The organism is Thermoanaerobacterium sp. RBIITD (assembly GCF_900205865.1).
GTDB lineage: Bacteria > Bacillota > Thermoanaerobacteria > Thermoanaerobacterales > Thermoanaerobacteraceae > Thermoanaerobacterium.
This window is the reverse complement of the sequence record NZ_LT906662.1, coordinates 2,387,965-2,414,021: the sequence shown is the minus strand read 5'-3', so window position 1 is coordinate 2,414,021 and position 26,057 is coordinate 2,387,965. Positions and strand designations below refer to the sequence as shown.

Annotated in this window: 17 protein-coding genes and 1 pseudogene; 3 read left to right on the top strand and 15 right to left on the bottom strand. The window is 33.0% G+C overall.

Annotated elements, in window-relative coordinates:
* Nucleotides 1–27: 27 nt before the first annotated feature.
* Nucleotides 28–360 carry a PTS lactose/cellobiose transporter subunit IIA gene (locus CPG45_RS11545; protein WP_094043856.1) on the bottom strand — a complete coding sequence of 111 codons (333 nt, stop codon included), beginning with the start codon at nt 358–360 and terminating at the stop codon, nt 28–30.
* 300 nt (nt 361–660) lie between these two features.
* Between CPG45_RS11545 and CPG45_RS11540 the strand changes: the two genes are divergently transcribed.
* On the top strand, nt 661–3,360 hold the full coding sequence (locus CPG45_RS11540; RefSeq protein WP_172856552.1) for a sigma-54-dependent transcriptional regulator: 2,700 nt from the start codon (nt 661–663) through the stop codon (nt 3,358–3,360).
* A 223-nt stretch (nt 3,361–3,583) separates the two neighbouring features.
* Nucleotides 3,584–3,811, top strand: a pseudogene (locus CPG45_RS18235) (ATP-binding protein); the annotation flags it as partial.
* Nucleotides 3,812–4,084: 273 nt separating this feature from the next.
* Here CPG45_RS18235 and CPG45_RS11530 read toward each other — a convergent pair.
* From CPG45_RS11530 to CPG45_RS11475, 12 genes are all read right to left on the bottom strand, one after another.
* Nucleotides 4,085–4,990, bottom strand: a complete 906-nt coding sequence (locus tag CPG45_RS11530) for a sugar phosphate isomerase/epimerase family protein (protein WP_096232068.1) — start codon at nt 4,988–4,990, stop codon at nt 4,085–4,087.
* Nucleotides 4,983–5,735 carry a nucleotidyltransferase family protein gene (locus CPG45_RS11525; RefSeq protein WP_096232066.1) on the bottom strand — a complete coding sequence of 251 codons (753 nt, stop codon included), beginning with the start codon at nt 5,733–5,735 and terminating at the stop codon, nt 4,983–4,985. The genes CPG45_RS11530 and CPG45_RS11525 overlap by 8 nt, the downstream gene beginning before the upstream one ends.
* A gap of 12 nt (nt 5,736–5,747) precedes the next feature.
* A complete protein-coding gene (locus tag CPG45_RS11520; RefSeq protein WP_096232064.1) occupies nt 5,748–7,226 on the bottom strand; it encodes a xylulokinase in 1,479 nt (492 codons plus the stop codon).
* A 10-nt stretch (nt 7,227–7,236) separates the two neighbouring features.
* Nucleotides 7,237–8,193 (bottom strand): metallophosphoesterase family protein, encoded by a 957-nt coding sequence (locus tag CPG45_RS11515; RefSeq protein WP_096232062.1) that lies wholly within the window; start codon nt 8,191–8,193, stop codon nt 7,237–7,239.
* A 202-nt stretch (nt 8,194–8,395) separates the two neighbouring features.
* A complete protein-coding gene (locus CPG45_RS11510) occupies nt 8,396–10,018 on the bottom strand; it encodes an APC family permease (RefSeq protein WP_096232060.1) in 1,623 nt (540 codons plus the stop codon).
* 133 nt (nt 10,019–10,151) lie between these two features.
* A complete protein-coding gene (locus CPG45_RS11505) occupies nt 10,152–10,967 on the bottom strand; it encodes a BtpA/SgcQ family protein (RefSeq protein WP_096232058.1) in 816 nt (271 codons plus the stop codon).
* Nucleotides 10,968–11,177: 210 nt separating this feature from the next.
* Nucleotides 11,178–11,960, bottom strand: a complete 783-nt coding sequence (locus CPG45_RS11500; RefSeq protein ID WP_096232057.1) for a DeoR/GlpR family DNA-binding transcription regulator — start codon at nt 11,958–11,960, stop codon at nt 11,178–11,180.
* Nucleotides 11,961–12,876: 916 nt separating this feature from the next.
* The gene (locus CPG45_RS11495) at nt 12,877–13,674 is read right to left on the bottom strand and encodes a polysaccharide deacetylase family protein (protein WP_096232055.1); all 798 of its coding nucleotides are present in this window, start codon (nt 13,672–13,674) and stop codon (nt 12,877–12,879) included.
* 31 nt (nt 13,675–13,705) lie between these two features.
* Complete coding sequence (locus tag CPG45_RS11490) at nt 13,706–15,841, bottom strand: glycoside hydrolase family 3 C-terminal domain-containing protein (protein ID WP_231969110.1); 2,136 nt, start codon at nt 15,839–15,841, stop codon at nt 13,706–13,708.
* A 55-nt stretch (nt 15,842–15,896) separates the two neighbouring features.
* Nucleotides 15,897–16,766, bottom strand: a complete 870-nt coding sequence (locus tag CPG45_RS11485; protein WP_231968727.1) for a carbohydrate ABC transporter permease — start codon at nt 16,764–16,766, stop codon at nt 15,897–15,899.
* Between the two features lie 5 nt (nt 16,767–16,771).
* Nucleotides 16,772–17,656, bottom strand: a complete 885-nt coding sequence (locus CPG45_RS11480) for a carbohydrate ABC transporter permease (protein ID WP_096232052.1) — start codon at nt 17,654–17,656, stop codon at nt 16,772–16,774.
* A gap of 128 nt (nt 17,657–17,784) precedes the next feature.
* The gene (locus tag CPG45_RS11475) at nt 17,785–19,104 is read right to left on the bottom strand and encodes a sugar ABC transporter substrate-binding protein (protein WP_096232051.1); all 1,320 of its coding nucleotides are present in this window, start codon (nt 19,102–19,104) and stop codon (nt 17,785–17,787) included.
* A 289-nt stretch (nt 19,105–19,393) separates the two neighbouring features.
* Between CPG45_RS11475 and CPG45_RS11470 the strand changes: the two genes are divergently transcribed.
* Complete coding sequence (locus tag CPG45_RS11470; protein ID WP_096232050.1) at nt 19,394–20,632, top strand: endo-1,4-beta-xylanase; 1,239 nt, start codon at nt 19,394–19,396, stop codon at nt 20,630–20,632.
* A 44-nt stretch (nt 20,633–20,676) separates the two neighbouring features.
* Here CPG45_RS11470 and CPG45_RS11465 read toward each other — a convergent pair whose 3' ends face one another.
* Both CPG45_RS11465 and CPG45_RS11460 read right to left on the bottom strand, forming a co-directional pair.
* On the bottom strand, nt 20,677–24,999 hold the full coding sequence (locus CPG45_RS11465; protein WP_096232049.1) for an endo-1,4-beta-xylanase: 4,323 nt from the start codon (nt 24,997–24,999) through the stop codon (nt 20,677–20,679).
* A 139-nt stretch (nt 25,000–25,138) separates the two neighbouring features.
* Nucleotides 25,139–26,044: a carbohydrate ABC transporter permease gene (locus CPG45_RS11460; protein WP_096232047.1), complete on the bottom strand. Its 906-nt coding sequence runs from the start codon at nt 26,042–26,044 to the stop codon at nt 25,139–25,141.
* Between the last annotated feature and the right edge of the window lie 13 nt (nt 26,045–26,057).

Below are 26,057 nucleotides of genomic sequence, written 5' to 3'. Positions count from 1 at the left end.
ACCCTCCTAAATTAGTTTTTAAATTTTTTATTTTGTCACACATGTATGAAGAACTGGTTCTAACATCTTCCTTAATTCAATGATCTCCGAGATAAGGTTTTTTTCTGATATAGCAGTCATAAGATGATCTTGTGAATGAACAAATAATATAGAAAATTCCAGTTTTTCACCTGATGCTTCCTTTTGCAACATGCTGGTCTGCACATTATGTGCTTTTTCGATAGCTTCATTGGCCTGTGACATAAGTTTTTCAGCTTCTTCAAATTCGCCTTCATACGCCTTTCTAAGCGCTTCGTGTGCATATGCCCTTGCTTCACCTGATTGTATAATGATTTCCATAACTATTTGCTGCAAATCCATATTATTTTCCTCCTTGAATTGGTTTTATCTATTTTGGGATTCACTAAATAATATATGCAAAAACCATGCCAAAACACTAAAACATGAAGAAACGCCGCATTTTACCCTATCAAAACATATTAAAATAAACAGCGTTTTTTAGTGTTTAATAAAAATCTGCATATTGTTTTATCAATTTTTCTTAGTGTTTTAATGTTTCGATAGTGTTTAATCCAGTAAATCACTATTGAAAAACTTGTCGCGAAATATATAATAGGATATAGGTATAGAAAGTTATTTATGGTAAAGGGGATCTTTAAGTTGAAAAGAAAAGACTTGATTTTAAAAAAATTAATAGAGTTAAGCAATGGGAACGGTATAGATGCTATGACATTAGCAAATGAGTTAAATATGTCTCGAGCAAACGTTAGTCATGAATTAAATCTTTTGTGCAAGGAAGGAAAAGTCATAAAGTCAGACGGCAGACCAGTACTTTTTTCACCTGTATTTAACAGCACCAACAGCAACTCAAATGACAGCAAATTGTACGAGCTGGATATGCTGATTAAAAATAATATCAGTTTGAAACAAGCTGGCGAGCAGGCAAAAGCTGCTATTTTGTATCCTCCCAAGGGAATCCACTGTTTAATATTAGGTGAAACAGGCGTAGGAAAATCTACTTTTGCGAGAATAATGCACAAGTATGCCATTGATATGGGAGTAAAAAAGCCTGACGCTCCTTTTATAGCCTTTAACTGTGCAGACTACAGCAACAACCCTCAGCTTTTGACGGCTCAACTTTTTGGGGTTAAAAAAGGAGCATATACAGGCGCTGATACAGACAAAGAAGGACTTATAGAAAAAGCAAATGGCGGAATCTTATTCCTCGATGAAGTACACCGTTTGCCACCTGAAGGACAAGAAATATTATTTACTTTTCTTGATACAGGGTATTTTAGAAGAGTCGGCGACGTAGAAAATCGGACATCTGATGTACTGATCATATCAGCTACGACTGAGGATCCTTCTTCATCCCTTTTAAATACATTTACAAGAAGAATACCGATGATAATTAAAATACCGCCACTTAGAGAAAGGACTTTAGAAGAAAGATTTTACCTTCTAAAAAGGTTTTTTAAACACGAAAGCATAAAATTAAACAGGGATATCTTTGTGTCGCTGAATTCCATGAGGGCATTTTGCTCCTATGACTGTCCAAACAACATCGGTCAATTAGAAAGCGATGTCAAGCTTATATGTGCAAAAGTCTATTCAGAATTTTTGACTAATAAGAAAAATGACATAAGGATCTGCAGTAGAGACTTGCCAGATTATATAAAGAAAGGACTATACACAGATAAACAGCATAGAATGCTGTGGAACGAAGTCATAGGTGACGATATAGAGTTTTTTAAATTTTCCCCTACAAATGAAACAGAGGAAATTCCAACCGCATCTAATGATAACAGCATTTACGAGATAATAAATGATAGATTGAGGCAGCTAAAAGCAAAAGGTATATCTGATATAGACATTGAATCAATTTTGGAAAAAGACATAGCAAAGTACTTTCACAAGCAGATATATGGTATAACTGAGGAGAAAAACAAACAGAATTTAATTCATATCTTAGGAGAAGACATAATAAACATTACAGACAGGATTGCTGAGCTCGTATCCGAACTTCTTGGGAAAGAGCTTAGCCAAAACAGCTATACTGCACTTGCTTTGCACTTAAACACGCTTATTGAAAGGGTCAACAAAAATAAGCCTATTGTAAATCCTCAACTGTCAAAAATTAAGCAATTATACCCAAAAGAATTTGAAGTAGCGATGCAATCTAAGAAAATCATCGAAAAGTATTTAAATACGTCAATACCGGAGGATGAAGCAGGATTTATAACTATATTTCTTATTTCTGACAAAGAATGCATCAGCAAACAGTTCGGAAAAGTTAAAGTTATAATAATTGCCCACGGCAATTCAACAGCGACATCAATGGCAGACGTTGCAAACAAATTATTAGGAGAAAATTATGCAATTGGAATTGACGCTCATTTAGACAAAAGTCCGCTAGAGGTTTTAGAAGCCCTCAAAAACTATGTAAAAAGCGACATGAATCAAGCAGGATATCTCTTGCTGGTAGATATGGGATCTCTTACGACTTTTGGTGAAACAATTGAAAAGGAATTTAACATACCTGTAAAAGTAATTCCGCTTATTTCAACTCTCCACGTTATAGAAGCAACAAGGAAAGCATTACTTGGTATGCCTCTTAACAATATATATATGAGTGTCCAAGCTATAAACTCGTATATAGAAAACAATATAGATTTTGCTCCACTAATAAGCGGCAAAAAGAAAATCGCAATTGTAACCGCATGCCTTACTGGTGAAGGTGCATCTGTTGCAATTAAAAGCTTTTTAAAGAACAATTTAAAATTTGATAAAGATCTCTTTGAAATTATTCCGATAAACTGCCTCGATAAGCATATAACCATGCAGAAAATAGAAGAAATACAGGAAAATATGGAAATTGCATTTATCGTATCATCATTCCCACTGGATACAAACATTAGGCAGTACAGCATGAATGACGTTTTAAGTTTAAAAGTCATTAAAGAATTACAAGAAATCGTAGATATCAAGACAACATTGCTTAAAATGGGGTATGTTCTAAAAGAAAATATAGACAACATTGACGGAGAAGAGCTGTACAGCGATATACAAAGTACCATCATGAAGCTGTGTGATACACTTTCCGTTTACTTCGATGATGACATGTTGCTGGGTATTATACTTCATTTTGCTTTCATGGTAAGCAGAATCAAAAAAGGCGAGAAAAGTATAGAATTTCTAGACAAAGAAGAATATATTAAAAACAATATATCTTTGTATAATGTTGTCAAGCAATCACTAAACTACCTAAATACTAAATATTCGATTAAAATTCCTGATGATGAAATATGCTATGTAATGAGATTTTTCCAGGAAAAAGATACATTATTTAATGTAATATAAGCCTTTATATTCGCTCTGCAACAAGATTATAATGTAAAAGTCATGAAAAATTTTTTAGTACTTATAAAATAAAGAGCATAATAACTTAATACTGTAAAAAAATAGGTATGTCAAGAGCAGATAATTCTTTTCAACAGAAATTATGATATTATACAAGTCCTGACCTACTTAAATTAGATGAATTAGGACTTAAGAAACTCAATCAAACAGTGTCGATGATTTCTATGAAATTATATCAAAAAGATATGAAAGAGGCTCAGTAATAATAACTTCGAATAAAGTTTTTGAAGAATGGGCTAAAATTTTTTATGATCTTGTATTAGCAACTGCAATACTTGATAGATTTGTTCATCACTGCCATTTTGTTGTGATTAAAAGTAAAAGCTACAGAATGAAACAACGAGAAGATGTTATTAAATCTATGTCAGAAGAAAACCCAAAAAAGAATTAAATTGATAAAATTTTTTTACCTTAAGTGAGGAATTTTTATTGACAATAACAGTTAATTTGGGTGTATTTCATATTCGACAGGGATTTCATTCAGCGTTTTTTTCCTCTTTTAAGACTTAAATAACAATCTTAGCTTTTTCTTCAGGCGTAAAATTTCTTTTCTTATTCATCTTATTCTAAATTGTTTTTCATGTTTTGTCTATTTTATTTTATGGTATTTTTATACATAATTGTTATATATTAAATCCATGCCATACTATTAGAAAAATAAAATTCATATATACATCTTCCAATATTCAACAGATTCCTTTAGTTCATCTAATACATCACTCTCTTTGTACTCAAAAGGATGTATTATTTCTAGCATAAGTATTACTTCATCTGCTCCAGATGCATTAATTGCTTCAATTACCAATTGAGGCATGATTATTCCCTTCTTATTATTTTCTTTTATGAAGGGTAAATGACTATCTGATTTTCCATCACACTGCTGAATATGTATTATAGGTGAGTAAGAACCTAATTTTTTAATCCAATTATATGGATTTCTATCATATTCAGAATTGTTATAAGAACACATATGACCAACATCTAAGTTAATATATATTGGAATATCAGATACTTCGTTAATTTCTTTATATAATTTTATTGTATCATCTATATTACTCAATATCTCCCTATCTACAGGCATGGGTTCCCATAATAAATATTTCAAGCCCTTTGATTTCGCTACATATGATAAATATTTTATATTACTAATCAAACTTTTAATAAGTAAATTTTTGCGAAATGGGTCAATAAAATCTTTCATACTCATTGCACCCATAAAACCACCTACTGCTTCGCAATTAAGCATTGATGCAAATTCAATTGCTTTTTCATACCATTTAACACTATAAGCTCGAATGTCTTCATCGGGATCTAATAAAAGATTATGGCTGTATTCACCTAATCCAGTAAAGCAACTTTGAATGTTCAGATTGTTTTTTGCCGATACATCATTGATTTTGTTGCATATTTTAAACATCGTTGATTTATCTATATTTAAATCAATTAGATCCAGTGAAAATTGAACTATATTTAATTCTAATTTATTAGCAACAATATCAACCCATGCTTCAGGCTCTGGCCATCTTTTAATCGCGAAACAATTATTAATTCCTAATTTAATTTTACTCATAATGTTTTTCCTCCGGAATATTATACCATTGTAACTTACGGCCAATTTTAGCTCTTATTTTCCACTTTAAGCTTTTAGGTACCTGTTCAATAGAAGTTTTAATTAATAATATCTTTTCTGTTATTGTCGTTATATCTTCTTTATTAAGTATATCTTTAGCCATAGAAACTGTTTTTTCAAGATTATCAAAAATAGTCGTATACCAACCCCAATCATTTTTTACTATATCGAGTATAGAATTAAGGTTTATAGTATTACAATCATTTTTATTCTCGACAGGATGATCAATGAGAATAGCAAGAATATCAAGTATGTCCTTATAGTTTATCTGAACTATTTGCAGCTTGGTAAGTAATAAATTAGCTAAACTTATCGTATAACCATTTTTTGATAAATCACCTTCAAGATTCAGCTCATGGCATTGTATAAACTTCCCTATAAACACATCAAGGTCAATATCATTTTTACTAAACAACATGCGAGTTTCTCCATGTAAAGCATTAAACCTTCGATCTGCTATAAACCCTTCTTCGTCTAAAGCTTTTTTTAAAGCTTTCACGTCATTATTTGAAACCACTATATCAATGTCATTTATATCCCTTGACAATGGCGCATATTCTGTACTAGGACATGTCAAATATACAGCAACGCCACCAAGTAATTTTGCTTTAATATTATTTTTTTCTATATGGTCCATCAACTTTTTTGCCATATCTATTATAACGGGCTTCTTTTCATATGCCATAAATAACACTCCTCATGCTAGAGATTTATTACTAACAAATTTATCTTCAACTTCTAAAAACATTTCATAGAGTTCATTATAAGTTGCATGAATTTTTAAATTCGGCAAAAATTCCTTACCATCACATACACAATTTTTAATTGCTTCTTGATAATCCTTAAAGACTCCTGAACCAATGCCTGCCAGCATAGCTGCACCAAGTTCAGCACCATCAACATCTTTTATTGCATACACCGGAACTCCAAAGATATTAGTTTTAATTTCATTCCATTCATCTAATAATGCACCACCACCAGAAATATAAATTGATTTAAATGAACAAGTCGACTTACTAAGTCTCTCAATCCTTTCTCTTATTGCGAATGCAACACCTTCTAATACTGCTTTAGCCATATCCCCAGCATTGTGATATAAATTTAAATTATAAAATCCACCCTTTAATAAGGGATTATCTCTTTCTCCTCCAGTTAGATAAGGGATAAATATTAATCCATCAGCTCCAACTTTAATTTTTTTTATATTTTCCTTAAGTAGATTATACCTATTAGAATCTTTCTTATATAAAATATTTGTCAACCATTCAAGATTTGCTCCAGTAGCATTTAATCCTATCTCTGTACACCATGCATTTGGTATAACATGCGTATAATTTCCTATATTTATATCATTAACAGGGTTTAAAACAGTACTATTTAAACATGGTGATGTACCCGACATTTCACTTAAAATCTCTGGTCTTACAGCACCAACTCCCAAACAGCAGCATTGACTATCTGCTGCTCCTATTACTATGGGTATTCCAGATGTTAAACCTACACTTTCTGCAATAGATTTTCGTAATTCGCCAACAATCTGCCACGGCATAAGCACTTTATTAGGAAATATGTTCGTATCTAAGTTTAATTCAGTCATTAATTTTTTATTCCATCTATGTTGTTTAAGCTCATATAATAAAGTAGCATTTGCATGTGTTTCATCCGTAGCTATCTGGCCAGTTAAATAGTACGCTATATAATCACGTGGCTGCAGTATATATGCAATATTTTTAAATAAACATGGTTGATTAGCTCTTTGCCATAATATTTTAGGAAGTATATAAAAAGCAAGTAATCGGTGACCTGTTATATCATGAATTAACCTGCTTCCATATTTTTTTTCGAGTTCAAATGTTTCATTTACTGCTCTGTTGTCTTGATATATAAATGCTCTTCCAACAGGATTAATATTTTTATCAACGGGTACATACGTAGGACATTGTCCAGTCAAACCGATGCCCATAATTTTATATGGTAACTTTAGATTTTCGACCATTTTTTTTAATGAAATTCTCGTTGCCATTTTCCAATCATTCGGATCTTGCTCAGCCCAACCAGGCTTATCATAATAAGTCTTATAAGTCTGTTTGCCAAAACTAATTAATTTTCCTTTAATCGTATAAGCAGATGCTCTAACTCCAGAAGATCCTATATCAATGCTTACAATCAAATCCATTTTATACCACCTATCCAGAAACCAATTGATAACTTAATAATCTATTTTTATCTAAAACAACCACAACTCCGTGTAAAACACCTTCACCATAATCACTGCCTGGATTAATACATACTGTTTTACCAATCTTTTTTATAGCATGTACTTCATGTATATGTCCATGAAGACTTAATAGGTATTGGTATTTTTTAATTGCATTTAAAACTGCTGTGCTTCCAGCAGGGGAAAATTGAACTTGCCCAAATTTAGATATTACTTGTAATGAATCTGTTAATTTTGGTGCATCATCAAGACCGGTACCATATGGTGGCACATGGGCACACAGTATTGAAGTATTGGGATTTGAAATTTCTGTCATCAATTTATCTATTTTTTCCGTTAACTCTTCCTCACTACACTCTCTTGGAGTATGCCATGGAGTAGGATTGCTTAAGCCTATAGAAATCATATCATGATAATCATCAATTGCTATAACCTTATCTTCTGGATCTATAACATAGCTTGATTGATTTATGATATTCTTAATTACTGGTGGATCATCATTGCCAATCATAATAAAACACCTTATTCCAGTATTTTTGAGTCTATTTTCGGCAATTTCCATCCATTCTGAAATTGTTTTTGACATTAATTTTATAAATAATTCATTCATTGCTTTATCATTCTTTAAATAAGTCTCTATTTCTCCTTTTTCTGCAATATATGGATAATAGCCATTTATCTTAACAAGCTTCACAAATTCATCTACTTCCGATATACTTTGAAATTTATAATGGTTCCCCATATATGTGCAATTATAATTGCCATTTTTGTCTTTTTCTATAAATATAATAGCTTTTCCGGTTATATCGCCACCCATTATTAAAACATTAACTCCATAGAACTTACCCGCGTTTATAAATTTATAAAAACATTTCTGAGAACCATGTATGTCAGCAGTAAAATATAGCTTTGTGCTTTTCTTCATTTTAATCACATCCTCTTAACTATGCTAAAATAATTATTCTACATTAAGTTAACTATTATATTTTAAATAAATAGCTAACTTTGAAATACAGCTTATATAAATATAATTTTAAACATTCTAAGTTCCTTTAAAAAATAAACAAGACCCCAACTATCATTATGTATTAATGATAGTTGGCATATTTACCGCAATTATTCAAATATTATTCTGGTGGTAATTCTTTATAAGCAAGATTAATATCTATTCCCTTTCTCTTTTGAATTATATATGAAGAATAATAAATTGCTAATCCAATTAAGATAACAGCAGCTACAAACTCTATAATTAGTTTTGGAGAACTAATACCTAATGCCGGATACATTACTAAAAGATATGTTAATAACCCCATAACCAGCAGCGATAATACTCCTGTTATTACTAAAACCGGAATACCAAATAAATTAACATTAGCCGGTGAAGATTTATACAAATCTTTTTGAACATAGGGAAACATAATTGCTGATATAGATACTATGCTTATTACTATAATCCCACATACTACGCCTAATGAAAGTAAAGTAAAAAATGACGAAGAGAACGTCGACCATGTAATTATGGCAACAACTAAAGTTGTAATAACAATTATTGCCGGAATAGGTGAATGGGTTTTTTCATTAACTTCTGAGAGTTTTTCAGGTAAAATACGATCAAATGACCATGCAAATAATGTTCTTATCGGCATAAATGTATTGCCAACCATTGCCGGAAGATTCCAAAATAAGAATGTAATTGCTATTAAAATATTTATAATTGAATTTTTAGTTATCATTCCAGCAAATAGGTTATAATATGGAGGTACAGGTAATGGATATTTTTTAGGTGCATTACTATACAAAAAATTTATTGATTGAACAAAATTATATCCTGCTACTCTAAACAAAAGCAATGCTCCTATTATTATAAAGCCTGCATCCCACAATAAAGCCGTAAGCATAATTGACAGCTGTCTTTTTCTATTACCGGCACTTTTCATTTCACCTGCAAGATATACTGACCAAAAATTCCATAACATAAAAGTCATTATACAACCAATTGTAGGCAATGTAGCTGAAAATGAATGTGAAGCCGTTAATGTAAGACCCGCAGCTTTTGCATTTTCAATTATCATTTTATATGAATTACTTGAATTAGTAAATTGTTGTGCAAAATGATTAAAATTACCTATAAAAGTAGTTTGATTGCCAAAAATAAATACTAAGAAAGCAAGTAGTGTACCGCCCATTGCAATAAAGAAACATATATTTTGAATTTTAAACATTTTTTTAGTACCTGCACTCAAAGATAATGCCAAAATTAATGTAAGAAAGATTGCAAAAAAGTATGTCCATCCAGATGTACCTGCGATTTTCCCTATATTTGCAAGGACTTTGTTATTTAATACATTGCCAAGTATAGTAAAAGATGGGCCAATACACATTGATGCCCAAACTCTTGCCCAATATGCCGCACCAATACATGCAGATAGGGCGGCAGCAAAATTACTAATAACCGCAATTGGTGGTGATATTATTCTACTAACCCATATATAGTCTCCACCAGTACGAGGCATACTTGATGCCATATATGCCATCATTATAAGAATTGGAATATCTAGTACAATACTCAATGCAGTTGCTAATACAATATCAGTACCAGGAAAGGCACCTAAAGCCCAAAATACACCAAATGCTAATGTAACACCAACTGGAGCAGAAAATGCAGCTGTGAATATTGCAGTATCTAAAAAAGATGCTTCTCTTACGAGACCTGTTGATTGCCTAACAAATATTGATGTATTTTTGTCCATTGATAAAACCCCCTCTTATTTTTTAATTTATGTTAATATTTATAATATCCTATATTTTATTAAAATGACGTCTAATTGTGTTAATAGTTCATAAGACTTTAATCCTCTATACAAAAAGTTATAATATAAGACATCAATTAAACTTTTCTCTTACTTTTTTAGCATGCTTCATAAAATTTTTAACCCGCTCTACATCAACAAAATTCTCAAATTTTCCTTCGTACTTAAAAGTAGTACCAACAATTGCTCCATCAGCAATAGTTAATTGCTGTTCTAAATTTTCTATATTAACTCCAGTGTTTGCAAATACAGTTGTCTCAGGAACTGCATTTTTTACTTTCTTGATTATTTCAATATCTGTTTCGCTACCTGCAGTCACTCCAGAAACACATAGTGCATCAGGTTTATTATTAAAAACAGTACTTTTAGCAATTTCTTCAATATCACGATTTGCTAAATATTTAGCAGCTTCAGGTACAATATTAAATAATAGTTTAACATTATCTGCATTAATTGAATACTGATGTCTAACAATTTCTCCGCAATTCGTATTCCATAATCCAAAATCACTTGCATAAACCCCAGTAAATACTTCACGTATAAATTTCGCACCCGTGGCAGCGGCTAAATCTAAAGATTTAATAGGATCCCACAGCACATTTACTCCAAAAGGAACAGTTATATCTTTGTATAGTTCACCAATTATTCTTGCCATACAAGCAACAGTTACTGTATGCACTTTAGTAAGATAAGGCATGCTGAATTCATTTGAAAACATTACCGCATCTACTCCACCATCTTGTAATGCTATTAAATCTTTACGAGCCTCATCAACAATCTTTTGCATGCCACCGTGCTTATCATAACCCGGATCTCCGGGCAGTGGTCTTAAATGACACATAGCAATAATAGGTTTATTAGTACCAAATAATTCTTTTACCCAATTCATTTCATCATTCCACCTTTTTAAAAGTCATCATTGACTTTAATTATTAATTCAGTAATACTATATAGTGATACACAATTTATTTATTAAGCCGTTAATAAAATTTACATTGTTTAATGTATGTTTTATTAAACTGGCTGTTTTTTTATAATCAACAATATATCTATATATTTATTTGAACTTCTATTAATAAAAGTGATTTTTAATAATATTTTAAGCTATAAGTATCTTAATATCCCTCTCTTTAAATAAATTTTTATAATTTTCTTGCATTTCATCAATAACAATCATATCTATATCATCTATCTTGCATATTGTAGCAAATACTTTTTTATCCAACTTACTATGATCGGCAACTAATATAACCTGATCAGCAGCTTTAATCATTGCTTTTTTTACAGCTACTTCCTCTAAAGTTCTATTTGTTATTCCATACTCTAAGCTTATTGCATCAGCACCTAAAAATAATTTATTAGCATGAATTTTAGATATAAATTCTACAGTATTCGAACCAATCGCTGTAAAAACGTATTTTTCGACTATACCGCCAGTAATAATTAGGGTTATATTTGGTTTACATGCAAGCTCTACTGCAATTTTTAAATCATTTGTTATCACCGTTATTCTTTTTTTCTCTATATGACGAGCTATTTCAAGAGTAGTTGATCCAGCATCCAAAATTATTACTTCATCATTTTTAATTAATTGGGCGGCAGCCATACCTATTTTCTTTTTTTCACTAATATAAAGTTCCGCTTTTTTTATGTATGGTATTTCAATGTTTATACCATTATCAATGGATAAGGCACCTCCATGTGTTTTATTAATTAGTCCTCTTAACTCCAGTTCATTTAAATCCCTCCTTATTGTAACTTTAGAAACTCCAAAGAAATCACTGAGCTCTTTTACTGTTACCTTTTTCTTTTCATTTACGTAATTTAATATTTGTTTTTGTCTCTCTGCTTGATATATATATTCATTATTATTTTGCTGCATATTTTACACCAACCAATCTAAACAATCCTTTCTTTTGTTTTTTTTACTTTCTTTTGATTTCTTTTAGTTTCTATATAATATTATTCTACATTACTTTTAAAATTCCTGCTTTATTTTTTAATTTTTTTAAAAAAATTTTTTTGAAGAAACAATTTATAAATTTTTTTAATATGCCATAATACTTTTCATTGATAAACATCCACAAAATAAAAGATGCTTTAAGGAATAAAATCCTCTTAAGCATCTCTACCTTCCTCATTTTCAATATTGTCCAAAAGTAATAGTCGAATGTATTAAAAAAAGGCTTGATTTAACTAGTACATTATAATAAATGTGTAGAAAATATATAAAAAAAATCCGGGATTCTTGATAGAAAGACAGCATATATATTTCTATACAAAACGGCTGATTAATAATCTAAATCATATATTCCACGGATTAAGATTAATAAATCCATACATAGACTTACCAAATGGTGAGAATAGCAATAAAGAAAAAGCAAGGAATGTTTTGGACATTTTAATCGGTTTAAAAATTTTGTTCCAACACTGGGTTTCCTTTGTAAAGCTTCTGTCTGAGAAAATAAAAAAATCCAGTGACGCTTATATTTCGATGCAAATGTGTGAATCTGTTCTCAGTAAACTCATTCTGTATTATGCAACATACCACGGTAAAAAACTCTCATCACAAAACGGTTTAAATCCCATTTTTAAATTTTTGTCTCTAAACTCTTGAAATTTATTTCATTTTCATTTAAATTTTATTCGAACATGAAAATCATCCTTTATTGTTTTATCTATTCAAATGAACATTACAACGGATGATTCATGCTTTGGGAAGGTATTTTTTGATACCTTCCTATTTTATTTTTTACCGCTTACAAAAATAAAATTATGCAATAAGTTATTTCATTTTCTTACAAATACACTCTTTCACCAGGATTTATCTTCATTGCTTCACCATCTACACCAATCCATACCGGTATGGAAGAAGGGTTAAATACAATCTTTCGATCAACACTGAATTTCAAGTTTCTCATAGCTACGACATAATCCATAATCTCAATATTTGTTGCGTACCAAACTGATTCATCATAAGCTACCATTTTGCAGAATTCCTCGATTTCACGCCAATTGTTATTTCTTTCAAATTCAAAGCTATGCCCCCAAACATAGAATAAAGGCATCTGCTCCCATTCACTTATATTTTTAAACTCCTTACATTTATCCAGTAAATTTTGATCATGATGGCATGTTGGATGCCACTCTAAAAAATTATTAGGTATCCTAAAGCTTTTAGTAGACTTAACCGTCCTAGAATACTCTATGCCAAATGATGTAAGACTATTTAGCACTATATCGTTGTAGTCCCCATATGGGTATGCCATGCCTCGCACATGATAGCCTACAAGTGATTCAAGGTTTTTCCTATCTTCCATTATTTGATAGACTAATTCTTCCGGAGGTATCAACGTCAAATACGGATGGTTTAATGAATGGACTGCTACTTCATGTCCTCTATATAGCTCTTTTATCTCTTCTTTAGATACATAAGGTTCTGTATCAAACTTACCTGAATTCAAATTGAATGTTCCTTTGATGCCGTATTTGTTGAATATCTCTACCAATCTTCTGTCAAATACCTGTCCATCGTCATAACTCATCGTCAAGGCTTTTCTCTTTCCATCATGATAATAGTCAAAACTTATATTCACTTCTATTATCTCCTTCTAAATCTTTATAATTTCAATACACCAATTCTCTTAAATCACCGGTAATTTCAAAAGTTTTCGACAACACTTTCCGTCCCATAAGCTCTTGGCTCATCTCATCTGGTTGGCTTTCGCCTTCATACACTGTAAATAATCCAGGTTCTAAGATGCACCTTCCATCATTGTCTATTAAAGCCATGTCTCTCGGCTTAAACTCAAACTTAACTGTCTTTTTCTCCCCCGGCAAAAGGTTAATCCTCTTGACTCCTCTAAGCTCATACTTCGGCACCTTTACAGATGATTCCGTATCTTTTAAATACAATTGTACAACTTCATCGCTTTTCACATGACCCACATTTTTAACATCTACATAAATATCTATGGCATCATCAACACTGATCTTTTCACTGCTTAACCAAAGATTATCGTATTCAAATTCAGCAAAGCTTAATCCAAAGCCAAATGGATACAACGGCTCTTTTTCCATATAGCGATATGTCCTGCCGCTCATGTTATAGTCCTCAAACGGCGGTATATCATCTAGTGATTTTACAAATGTTACAGGCAATCTGCCTGCCGGTGAATAATCGCCAAATATTATATCAGCAACAGCCGTGCCTCCTTCTTCACCGGGATACCAAGCTTCAATAATCGCCGGTATATTCTCTTTCGCCCAGTTTATTGTCAGTGGGCTGCCATTTAAAAGAACTAAAACTATCGGCTTACCTGTATCTTTCAATTCTTTAAGCAGATCTTTCTGGACACCCGGTAGATCAAGATTCAGTCTATCGCCGTCAGCATCCGAACCCTCTACATGTCCTTCTTCGCCTTCTAGTTTCGGAGATATGCCCATACATGCAATTACAACATCTGATTTCACTGCCGCTTCTATCGCATCTTTAAATCCTTCTTTGGATGAACCTGTAAGTTCACACCCTTTTGCGTACAATACTTCAGCGCTTACTTTATTTTTTATTCCATCAAGCATTGTGACATACTTTGATGGCGTGCCGTTGTAGTTTCCAAGAAGTACATCAAGCGAATCTGCGTTTGGCCCTATGACGGCAATCTTTTTGAGATTTTTCTGCAATGGAAGTAAATTATTCTCATTTTTCAAAAGCACTATTGATTCCAAAGCTGCTTTCAATGTCATTTTTCTGTGTTCATCGCTGTCATTTACACTATACGGTATATTTGCATATAGAACCATCTCAGGTGGATCAAACATTCCCAACCTAAACCTAGCCTCAAAAAGCTTTGTCACAGCTTTATCAATTGTCTCCTCAGAAACTAAACCTTCTTTAACTGCTGTAAGTAAGCTTTCATAGGTATTTCCACAATTCAATTCACATCCATTGTTTACAGCCATAGTAGCGGATTCTGCTGCATTTTTTGTAACCTTGTGGTGCATGTGAAAATCATCAATTGCTCCGCAGTCTGATACAACATACCCATCAAATCCCCACTCTTTTCTCAATATATCAATAAGCAATGTCTTACTTCCGCAGCAGGGTTCATCGTTTGTCCTGTTATATGCACCCATAATAGATGCTGCATGACCTTCCTTGACGCACTTTTTAAAAGCTGGAAGATACGTCTCTCTCAAGTCTTTATTATTTACAACAGCATTAAACTGGTGCCTCAACTTCTCCGGCCCACTGTGAACAGCATAGTGCTTCGGAGTCGCGACCAATTTTAGATATCTCTCATCATTTCCTTGAAGACCTTTTACAAATGCAACTCCTAATTCTCCGGTTAAAAATGGGTCTTCACCATATGTTTCCTGCCCACGGCCCCACCTTGGGTCTCTAAATATATTTACATTTGGGCTCCAAAATGTTAGACCTTTATATATGCCTCGATCATTATTGCGGACGAATTCATGATGCTTTGCACGTGCCTCATCAGATATAATTTCAGCGATTTGATATATCAGATCAGGATTAAATGTGGCACCTAAACCTATAGCCTGTGGAAAAACCGACGCGATGCCTGCTCTTGCTACACCATGCAGACACTCATTCCACCAATTATATTCAGGAATGCCAAGTCGCGGTATTGCCGGCGACTCATGTAGCATCTGAGATATCTTCTCACTTAGTGTCATCCGTGATACAAGATCTTTGACTCTTTCTTCGATAGGTAGATTTGAATTTTTATAAGGATACACCTCTGACAAAATAAACACCCCCTATTTTTAAAGTATTAAATTACCTTTTATTATTTTACCCCTTTACCGCTCCTACTACAAGGCTCTTTTGCACTTGTTCGCTAAGCAGAACATAAATTAAAATAGTAGGAATCGTAGCTATGACGAGTCCAGCACCAATTGGTCCCCAATCTGTTTGATATTGCCCTGACAATGACATGATACCAACTGTCAATGTTTTTATAGCATCATTATTTATAAAAGTATTCGCAAACATAAGCTCATTCCACGTCGACAAATACGTAAAAATCGCTATAGTCGCTAATGCCGGTCTTATAAGCGGCAATATAATGTAATAAAACGACTTGTATATGCTACATCCATCTAGAAATGCTGATTCTTCTAACTCCCTCGGTATAGTATACAGAAAACCTGTCAATATAAATATTCCCATAGGTATAGCAAAAGCAACATATGGTATTACCAGCGATGCGTACGTATTAAGCAAGTTCAAATTCTTCAAAATTATAAATAACGGAAGCAGCGTAGCATGTATCGGCACCATCATTCCGGTCAAAAATATCGTAAGGACAAGTTTGCTGTACTTCCATTTCATCCTTACAATCGCATATGCGCTTGTTGCCACCAAAATGCTGGATATGACAATAGTTAAAACAGTGACTATTGTACTATTTATAAAGTACCTACCTACATTACCGCTAGATAAAGCAACAGCATAGTTTGACCACTGCCAAATACGAGGAAATCCAAGAATATTTCCGCCGAAAATCTCAGTATTATTTTTTACAGAAAATAAAAATAGCCAAAATAAAGGATATAGCTGTATTATTGCCCAAATAACAAGCATAGCCTCCAACAAATAAAGTCCAATTTTTTTCATACCTCTTTTATTATTCTTATTTGCTATATTTTCCAATTTCCACACCACCTTTAATATGCTACATCTTTTCCGAATAATTTTTGGATAATGACTGTTCCAATTAAAGATTCTAAAATGATAAATATAGCCATTGCACTACCATAACCATATTGATATCTAAAGAATATCATGTTGTACATCAATGTTGACGGTACTTCGCTGGCATGTAATGGTCCGCCATTAGTCAAAACATAGATTAAATCAAATGCCTTAAAAGAACCGATGACGGCAAATATGACACAAACTTTCAATATAGGTTTCATAAGAGGTATTGTTATCCTGAATGCAATCTGAGATTCAGTAGCACCATCGATTTTAGCAGCTTCGTATATGTCCGTAGGTATTGACTTTGCAGACGCATACATCAACAACATGTGATAGCCAATGTACTGCCACAAAATCGGAACAAATACCGCGCCAAGTGCTGTCTTAGCATTTCCAAGCCATTGATTTGTAAGAGATTGTAAGCCAATCTTAGTCAGTATGAAATTTAATAGTCCATAATTTGGGTTGTATATCTTCATCCAAAGCTGACCTATAACAACTGTCGACAGAATAACAGGTATAAAATACACAGTTCTGTAAAATTTCTCACCTTTAATCCCTCTGGACAGTATTAAAGCAAGTAAAAGAGAAATAGGGAGTTGAATAAACACAGAAAGAACTGCCAATATAAACGAATTTTTGACAGAAATAATAAACCCATCTGTGTTATTAATAAATAAATTTTTATAGTTCTGCAGTCCAATAAAAACTCCTTTGCCAAAACCGTCCCACTTTAATAAACTGTAATAAAAAGAAAAAAATATCGGAAGCAATACAATAACCAAAAAAACTAAAAATGCAGGAAATACGAAGAGAAATATCGCTTTCTTATCGCTCAAAATTTTTTCCATAGAAAAACCTCCTAACAGAAATAGTGGAAACACATATACACTATCAATAGTAGTTATTTTTGCGCGCTGTTAAATAATTTCCTGCTAATTATCAAATAATTAGCAGGAAATTTATCAAATAATATTACTTACTTACCATTTATCTTCTGTTGCATTTGTTTTGCATAATCTTGTGGTGTAATTTGTTTTGCAAACAATTGAGCAACTAAATCCTTATGTGTCTGAGCATCATCACCCATTAAATACAGATCCCATGCAGGAACATTACCTTTCGCATTTGCAACTATATTGTTCATTATTTGTATTTGAAGCTGTGAAACTTGTGATTGATCTACATTATCGTATTTAAACATAGGTAATCCAGCACCAATCAGATACTCCATATCAGACAAATGCTTTGCAAGATATTTCGCAGCCTTAACAGCTTCATCTTTGTGCTTTGAATTTGCACTAACCATTAATGCACCTGCACCACCGCCAATGTACTCTGTTGGATCACCTTTACCACCTTCTATATTTGGGAATCTGACAGCTTCTATTTTTCCTTTTACAAGTGACGATGGATCTGAGTCAAATGCTGCAGCGTCGAAATTTCCTCCAAAGTACATAGCAGCTTTTCCTTGGTTGAATTCTGCTGTTGCTTCATCCCTCGTAAGCCCCATAAATCCAGCATCAAATGCACCTGCATCAACCATCTCTTGAAGTCTCTTTGCAGCGTCTACAAAGGCTTGATTGTCAAATGATGTTTTGCCATTTAATGCATCTCTAGTAAGCTGCACACCGCCTTCACGAAGTGCTATCATGTCGTAATACCACATGCCCGGCCATTCGTCTTTTTCACCAAGTGCAAATGGAGTTATTCCCTTTGATTTGAAAGTTTTTATTGCATCAATTAATTCACTAAATGTTGTAGGTATCTTAACATTATATTTATCAAAAAGTTCTTTATTTACGTATAGTACACTTGCCTGCTGATCATAAGTAATGCCATATATTTTCCCATTATACGTAACATTATCTAGTGCGCCTGGCAGCATCTGGTCTTTTGTACCGTCATTTAAGTAGCTGTCTAATTGAAGAACTTTACCAGCTTCAACGAATGGCTGTGAAAATCCTCCGGCCCATGTCTGAAATATATCAGGTGCTTCATTTGCAGCAATTGCAGTCTTAATCTTTGTCTTGTAAGCATCGTTTTCAGTAACGCTTTCAACAATCTGCACATTTGGATTTTCTTTATTCCACTGATCAATAATCTCCTTGACTTTTGTCTTTGCAGGTTCACCAGTGAAGATATTCCAATAGGTAAGCGTTATCTTTCCTGATGAATTTGAAGACTTCGATGAATTTGAAGCATTTGAGCTGTTTGAACCATTAGAACCACATGCTGATACACTGAGTACCAACAATAAAGATAGCACAATCAGCATCACTTTTTTGAATCTTTTCATTACTACACATCCTTTCTCAAATAATTTTAAAATTGTTTACATTTATATGATAAAATACTATACCATCATTATGAATATAAATTTTTTACTACAATCTTGAATATCTTTACCTATTTTAAACATATAAACTCTAATAAATTTGTTCAATTTAAATAATACTGCTTAATTCAATTAACTAGACTATTCAAATAATAATTACAATAATTGATGTTAATAGTTGACATCGTTTTAATATGATAGTAAATTGTACTTATAGATATTTAAATATTAAGTCTAGGGGGATTGATGAATGAATGTTAGCAGTAATGAATTAAGACATCGAAAAGGTACAAAAGCAATTAGATTAATGACTAAAGATGGCTTTCCAATTAAAAACAAAGAAGTTACAGTATCACAGACAAAACATAAATTTTTATTTGGTTGTGCAGAATTTGATTCTGTGCCGTTAGCCAACGGAGAACTAGAAGAAAAAGAAAGAATAAAAGCCGAAGAACGTTTTGAAAAATTTTTTGAACTTTTTAATTATGCTACACTTCCATTTTATTGGGGGAGATTTGAACCTAAAAAAGGCAAACCAGATACAGAAAGACTTAAAAAAGCTTCTGAATGGCTTGTTTCTAGAGGTTTGCTTATTAAAGGACATCCGCTTTGCTGGCATACCGTAACCGCGCCTTGGCTTTTAGATATGAGCAATGAAGAAATTTTGAAAGCACAGCTAAATCGCATAAAACGTGAAGTAAGCGGTTTTAAAGGATTAGTGGATATATGGGATGTAATCAATGAAGTCGTCATCATGCCTATTTTTGATAAGTATGACAATGGAATAACTAGGATATGCAAAGAATTAGGGCGCATTCACCTCGTAAAAGAAGTTTTTAATGAAGCAAAAAAGGCTAATCCTGAAGCAGTTCTCCTTATAAATGACTTTAATACATCAATTTCATACGAAATACTCATAGAAGGATGCCTTGAAGCTGGAATCCCTATTGATGCCATAGGAATTCAATCGCACATGCATCAAGGATATTGGGGCGTCGAAAAGACTTTAGAAGTACTTGAAAGATTTTCACATTTCAATATACCTTTGCATTTTACAGAAAACACATTATTATCAGGGCATTTGATGCCACCTGAAATAGAAGACCTAAATGACTACCAGATAAAAGAATGGCCGTCAACACCTGATGATGAAGAGCGACAAGCAATGGAAGTTATAAAACATTACAAAACTCTCTTTTCACATCCAATGGTAGAATCAATCACATGGTGGAATTTCTGCGATGAAAATGCATGGCTTGGAGCACCTGCAGGTCTTTTACGCCGTGACAATTCATGTAAACCTTCATACTATGAACTAAAAAAACTTATCAAAAAAGAGTGGTGGACTCATCCTACGCGTCTCGTTACAAACAATACCGGCGAGTTTGAATTTACAGGCTTCTTAGGCGAATACGAGTTAGCTATTGATAATATAAAATTACACTTTAACCTCGATAAAAACAGCACATTAATAGAAATCACAGTGTAAAATATTTAAAAGGCAGAAGGAGTGAATTCCCTCTGCCTCTTTATTTACAGATTATTTGATTTCTCTAATAAGCCGTATACTATAGCTGCTGCTTCTGCTCTTGTAGCTATTCCTTTAGGTGCAAACACGTTATTTGGCTCTCCATTTACTATTCCTAGTTTTGCTGCATTTGCTACTACATTCTTTGCCCAATCGCTTATATCCTTATCATCGTTAAATGTCGTATTTCCTATATTCTCTTCTTTATAGGATGTAAGCATATCGTATGCTCTCATGGCTATGGCTGTCATCTCTTCTCGTGTTATGCTGTCATTGGGCCTCATGTTTTTTCCGTCACCTTCTATTATTCCTGCGTTATACGCTGCTTCTATTGCATTTGCATACCAATCTCCACTCTTTACATCGCTAAATTCTCCACTGTATGGCTCTTCTTTTATGTTTAATAGCCTCAATATCATTGATGCAAATTCTGCTCTTGTGACTGTTTTATTCGGTGCATATTGGGTATCAGTCATTCCTTCTACTATGTGCCTTGATGTTAATACTTCTATGTTGTCTTTTGCCCAGCTATTTTTTATGTCATCAAATGTCTTTTCGTATTCTAATACAGCATACTGTGAGAAGTGGGTTGCGTTGAATGTTATTGTATTAGTTTCTTTATCTACTTTTCCTCCAACGTACTCCCATTGATTTGTTGTTGGATTGTAGTAGTACACTGCAACTTTTCTTGTATCGTTAGCTTTTGATATGTTTAATGTTACTTCTACTGGTTTTATTAATACTACATTTCCACTGTCTGATTTAATGCTGATGTCTAACGCATTAGAAAACGGTACGTAATTTGATACATTCGGCTTTCCATTGTCTTTGATGGATACATTGACTCCACTCGCTATCTGACTTTGATCCAAAGTATCTTTCGACAATACTATCGATGCGTTGTCAGATTTTATTACGATGTCTTTGTCACTAGTAGCACTAGCAGTCAAAATATCTTTTGGAATTTCAACAACTTTTTGTTGGCTTGTTCCAAGTGTTGTAAGGTCGAACACTACTTTCTTGTCTTTTGTATTGTTTATAAGGTCTTTCGCTTTTTGTACATCAAGAGTCAATGTAATGACATTTCCATTTTTATTGACTGTTCCAATTGCATTGTTTGTATTGCTGCTGTTACCGCTTGTAGTACTTATAGTTCCTGTATTGCTTGTAGTTCCTGTACTACCATTTGATGGCTTACCTGTAAGTAGCAAATTACCAAATCCTGAAGTATCTTGCCATGAATTGCCGCTGGGATCGCACCATGTAGCTATTCCTGTTCTTTGTCCATTATCATTTGCATCATTCACTTGCGCATCAAATCCGATTATAGCTCCATCTGATGGAACAATAACAGTAAAAGGAATAGCTTCTTCAACAATGTAACCATTCTGTGTAATGCTTGTTGCCGATTTAAATCCAGTGGAATTAGTACTTCCACCAAAGCTTTGTTCATTATCATAATTAACTCTATATTGACCATCGTCGCTTTCATAGAACGAAGTCTTATCATTATTTTGGTCAAGAAAAACTTCAACAGAATCTTGCTCGTAAGGATTTACACTAGACTTATTCAAATTACTATCTTTTACATCTGCTAATACATATAGATATTTATCATCCCACATGGCCTTAACAGTAGCCGTTGCTCCTGACGTACCTAAAACCCATGTATTGGTAGTAACCGCATCAGCCTTATTCCAGATATCATCTATTTTGCCATCTATATTTGGCGTTCCATAAATCGTATCAGCTATTTGAGCAGATTTTGAAAGTATTAGATCTCCATAATATGAAGTATTTGTATCTTGACTGTTGCTATAATCATTCCACACTGCTATAGAATCAATATTCTCAGTACCTTTATCATCATTAATCCTAATATCAAATCCTACACTTTTGCCAAGAGATGGATTTATGTCTGCAAACGGAATTGCAGCCTGTACAATATAACCATTAGCGTCAGAAGTCACATATTTCGTAATATAAGAACTCCCTGTACCATCCCTATTAATTATAAAATGTTTATCATCTGTCTGATAATTTATTGATTTATTGTCATTTTTGTCAATAAAGATTTCAATGCTATCATTGGCAGCTGGTGTATTATCTGTTACTTGTGCCAACAAATAAAGATTTTTAGAATCCCACGTTGTTTTTACACTAGCCGTTGCTCCATCAATACCTTTTACATAAGTATTTGCATATAAAGGTTTAACTAATTTCCAAGATTTATCGATATTCACACCGATTGCTGGTGAGCCTTTTAAAGCTTTTGAAGATTGAATATTTGGAGTAGCTTTACTAGGATCTACAATTGCCCAATATGCTGGTTTAGCTTGTAATTTTGAATCAAAAAGCAGCGGAGCATTTGGCTTACTAAGCCAAGTTACATCATCTGAAACTCCCCAAAAAACTACGGCAGTTATATACTGTTTCTCTGCTTTAAACAAGTCAAACAATTGTTTGTACAATCTAGCTTGCTTAAGCAATGCTTCATTTGATACATTGCCATTCATATTCATATCTAATTCAGTTACCTGTATTTTCACACCTAATGAAGCAAGTTTCTCTATAGAAGCTTTTATATTGTCTATATTAGAATTTATATTTATGTGCATCTGCATGCCTATTCCGTCTATCGGCACGCCTTCACTTTTTAATTTTTTCACTAAGTCATACATAGCTTGAGTTTTAACACCATTATTTTCAATGTTATAATCATTAATAAATAATTTCATAGATGGATCTGCATCATGTGCATATTTAAAAGCTTTTTCAATATAATCAGGCCCTATTATCTGCAACCACTTAGAATTCCTTAAATTGCCATTATCATCAAGAACCTCATTTACAACATCCCAGCCAATAATTGGATTTTGAGAAACGTATTTTGTTTTAAAATGGCCTAATACAGTTGTTATGTGTGTTTTTAATCTTTGAAGCAGTAAATCCCTTGAAGCAGGCTTAGACGGATCAGACGGGTCCTGGAAAAACCAATCTGGAACCTGATTATGCCAAAGCAAAGTATGCCCTCTCATCTTCATATTGTGTGCTATTGCATAATCAACAATCTTATCAGCATTATCAAAAGTAAAGTTTCCTTCTGTAGGCTGCAAGCTTTCTGGTTTCATAGCATTTTCTGCGACAAGCATATTAAAATGTTTAGCTGTCAATTGAGCATGTGGATCAGTATCACCTAATCTGCTTGGGTCAACCGCAACACCGATTGGAAAATAATCTTTAAATACTGAAGACAAATCCGGAATGTCATTTTGAATAGTAATTTGATTATTTGCAATTTCACCTATTACAGAGAAGTCATCAATATAAAACTCCAATGTTGGATTGGGTGACTCAACATAGATACTTATGGCACTATAATCTGCATCTGGTAAAGTGAAACTACCTTTTATTTCTGTCCATTCCCCTTTATTGACATTAGCTAAATTGTTAACTTGTATATAAGAAGTTCCTGTCGATGACGTCGCTCTAACTGTAGCTTTAAACTGTTCAGTATCATTCCCATCATTGTATTTGACCCAAAAACCCACGCTATATTGTTGACCTGCAACTATCTTACCAGTCAAATCATAACTTGGACCATTCCACCCGGCAGACCTTCCTGTTGTCAACATACTGTAACTTCCACTATGAAATTCCTGATAGACAGCTTTAACAACAGAAGTGCCAGTTCCAGTCCATCCAGTTGTATCTCCATTTTCAAATGTTCCATTGCTTATAACATTGCCTATTTCAGGTGCATTTTGAGGAGTAACTACCACATCATCAATATAGTATTCCAGCGTTGGATCGGGTGATTCCACGTACATATATAATGTTTTTAATGTTCCAGTATAATCCAATGTATAAGTCCCGTTTACAGTAGTCCATGAATTTTCAGAAACTTGTTTCTGGTAAACTATTGAATCATAATGCTGGCCATTGTCATCTTCTCTAAACATAGTCACAGTAATCAAAGGATTAGATGAATTTTGTCCAGAAACAAGTCTAACTTTAAGCGATACATTATATGATTCACCTTTCTGCATTTTTCCTAAAAAGCTATATGCAGGTCCTTCATATGTCTGTGTTCTACCCGTAACTTTCATACTGTATCGCCCAATTGCTTGCTCAGTCGTTACTGCTAATGTAGGATTACCTTGTTTAATCCAGCCATCAATTGTGCCTGTCTCAAAGTCCCCATTAGAAACCAGATTTATATTAGTGTCATCAGCAAATGCTCTTATGTGTGGAAAAAACAATGATGTTCCAAAAATCATTGTGAAAACTATAATAATAGATACAAACCTACTTACATTATTCTTCATCTTATTTCGTAAAGTTAATTATTGAAAAATTTTTATTTGCTATCACCGCACAGTCAAAAAGTCGTTCTCTAAAATAATAAATATTTTTTAATCCCCCCTTTCAACTTTAATACCAAAATTTAAAATCTTGAAAGAAATACTAACCCTTTACGCTGCCAATAGTTAAACCTTTTACGAAGTATTTTTGTAAGAACGGATAGACCATCATAATTGGTACTACCGCTACTATTGTCATTGATGCTCTTATACTTTCCGGGGTAACTGAATTAGAATTATTTCTTAGCCCCATATCAAAAGACGCTTGCTGTGTAAATTGTTGAGTTGATTGCAAAACTTTCTGCAATTCATACTGTAATGTGCTTAAATTTGGATTTGTTGAACAAAAAAGCATAGTATCAAACCACGAATTCCATTGTCCAACTGCAACAAAAAGCGTTATTGTTGCTAATACTGGCACACTAAGTGGAAATATGATAGAAAATATTATCCTTAGTTCGCTAGCGCCATCTAATTTCGCCGATTCAACGAGACTAGCTGGCAAACCATCAATATAACTTCTCACAACCATTATATTCCATGCACTTACTATCCCTGGCAATATGTAAACTAAAAAGTTATTCATAAGATGTAAATCCCTAATTAACAAATAATAAGGAATTAAACCACTTGTAAAATACATAGAATAAGTAAATATTTTTGAAACTATACCTCTTAACACAAAATCCCTTCTGCTTATGGCATATGCAACTATTATGCTTGCGATCACATTTAAAACAGAACCTATAACAGCTCTTAATGCAGAAATGATTGTCGCATTGTAAATTTCAGGATCGCTCAAAATTGAAACATAATTAAAAGTCGTAAATTTCCTTGGAAATAAATAAATTCCACCTCTCACTGTATCTATAGCATCATTAAATGAAATTGCTAATACATGTACAAATGGATACAGCGTGACTATTATTACAATCGTAAGAAGAATGTAATTAATTGTGTCAAATACAATATCTTCTGTGCTCAACCTAATTTTCTTATTTCTAGCCACTTTATAACCTCCT

Bases quoted from the DNA above. Each gene is read 5' to 3' on its own strand.
- CPG45_RS11530 (WP_096232068.1), bottom strand. From the start codon at position 4,990: ATGAGTAAAATTAAATTAGGAATTAATAATTGTTTCGCGATTAAAAGA.
- CPG45_RS11545 (WP_094043856.1), bottom strand. From the start codon at position 360: ATGGATTTGCAGCAAATAGTTATGGAAATCATTATACAATCAGGTGAA.
- CPG45_RS11470 (WP_096232050.1), top strand. From the start codon at position 19,394: ATGAATGTTAGCAGTAATGAATTAAGACATCGAAAAGGTACAAAAGCA.
- CPG45_RS11515 (WP_096232062.1), bottom strand. From the start codon at position 8,193: ATGAAGAAAAGCACAAAGCTATATTTTACTGCTGACATACATGGTTCT.
- CPG45_RS11480 (WP_096232052.1), bottom strand. From the start codon at position 17,656: ATGGAAAAAATTTTGAGCGATAAGAAAGCGATATTTCTCTTCGTATTT.
- CPG45_RS11475 (WP_096232051.1), bottom strand. From the start codon at position 19,104: ATGAAAAGATTCAAAAAAGTGATGCTGATTGTGCTATCTTTATTGTTG.
- CPG45_RS11510 (WP_096232060.1), bottom strand. From the start codon at position 10,018: ATGGACAAAAATACATCAATATTTGTTAGGCAATCAACAGGTCTCGTA.
- CPG45_RS11500 (WP_096232057.1), bottom strand. From the start codon at position 11,960: ATGCAGCAAAATAATAATGAATATATATATCAAGCAGAGAGACAAAAA.
- CPG45_RS11505 (WP_096232058.1), bottom strand. From the start codon at position 10,967: ATGAATTGGGTAAAAGAATTATTTGGTACTAATAAACCTATTATTGCT.
- CPG45_RS11520 (WP_096232064.1), bottom strand. From the start codon at position 7,226: ATGGATTTGATTGTAAGCATTGATATAGGATCTTCTGGAGTTAGAGCA.
- CPG45_RS11465 (WP_096232049.1), bottom strand. From the start codon at position 24,999: ATGAAGAATAATGTAAGTAGGTTTGTATCTATTATTATAGTTTTCACA.
- CPG45_RS11525 (WP_096232066.1), bottom strand. From the start codon at position 5,735: ATGGCATATGAAAAGAAGCCCGTTATAATAGATATGGCAAAAAAGTTG.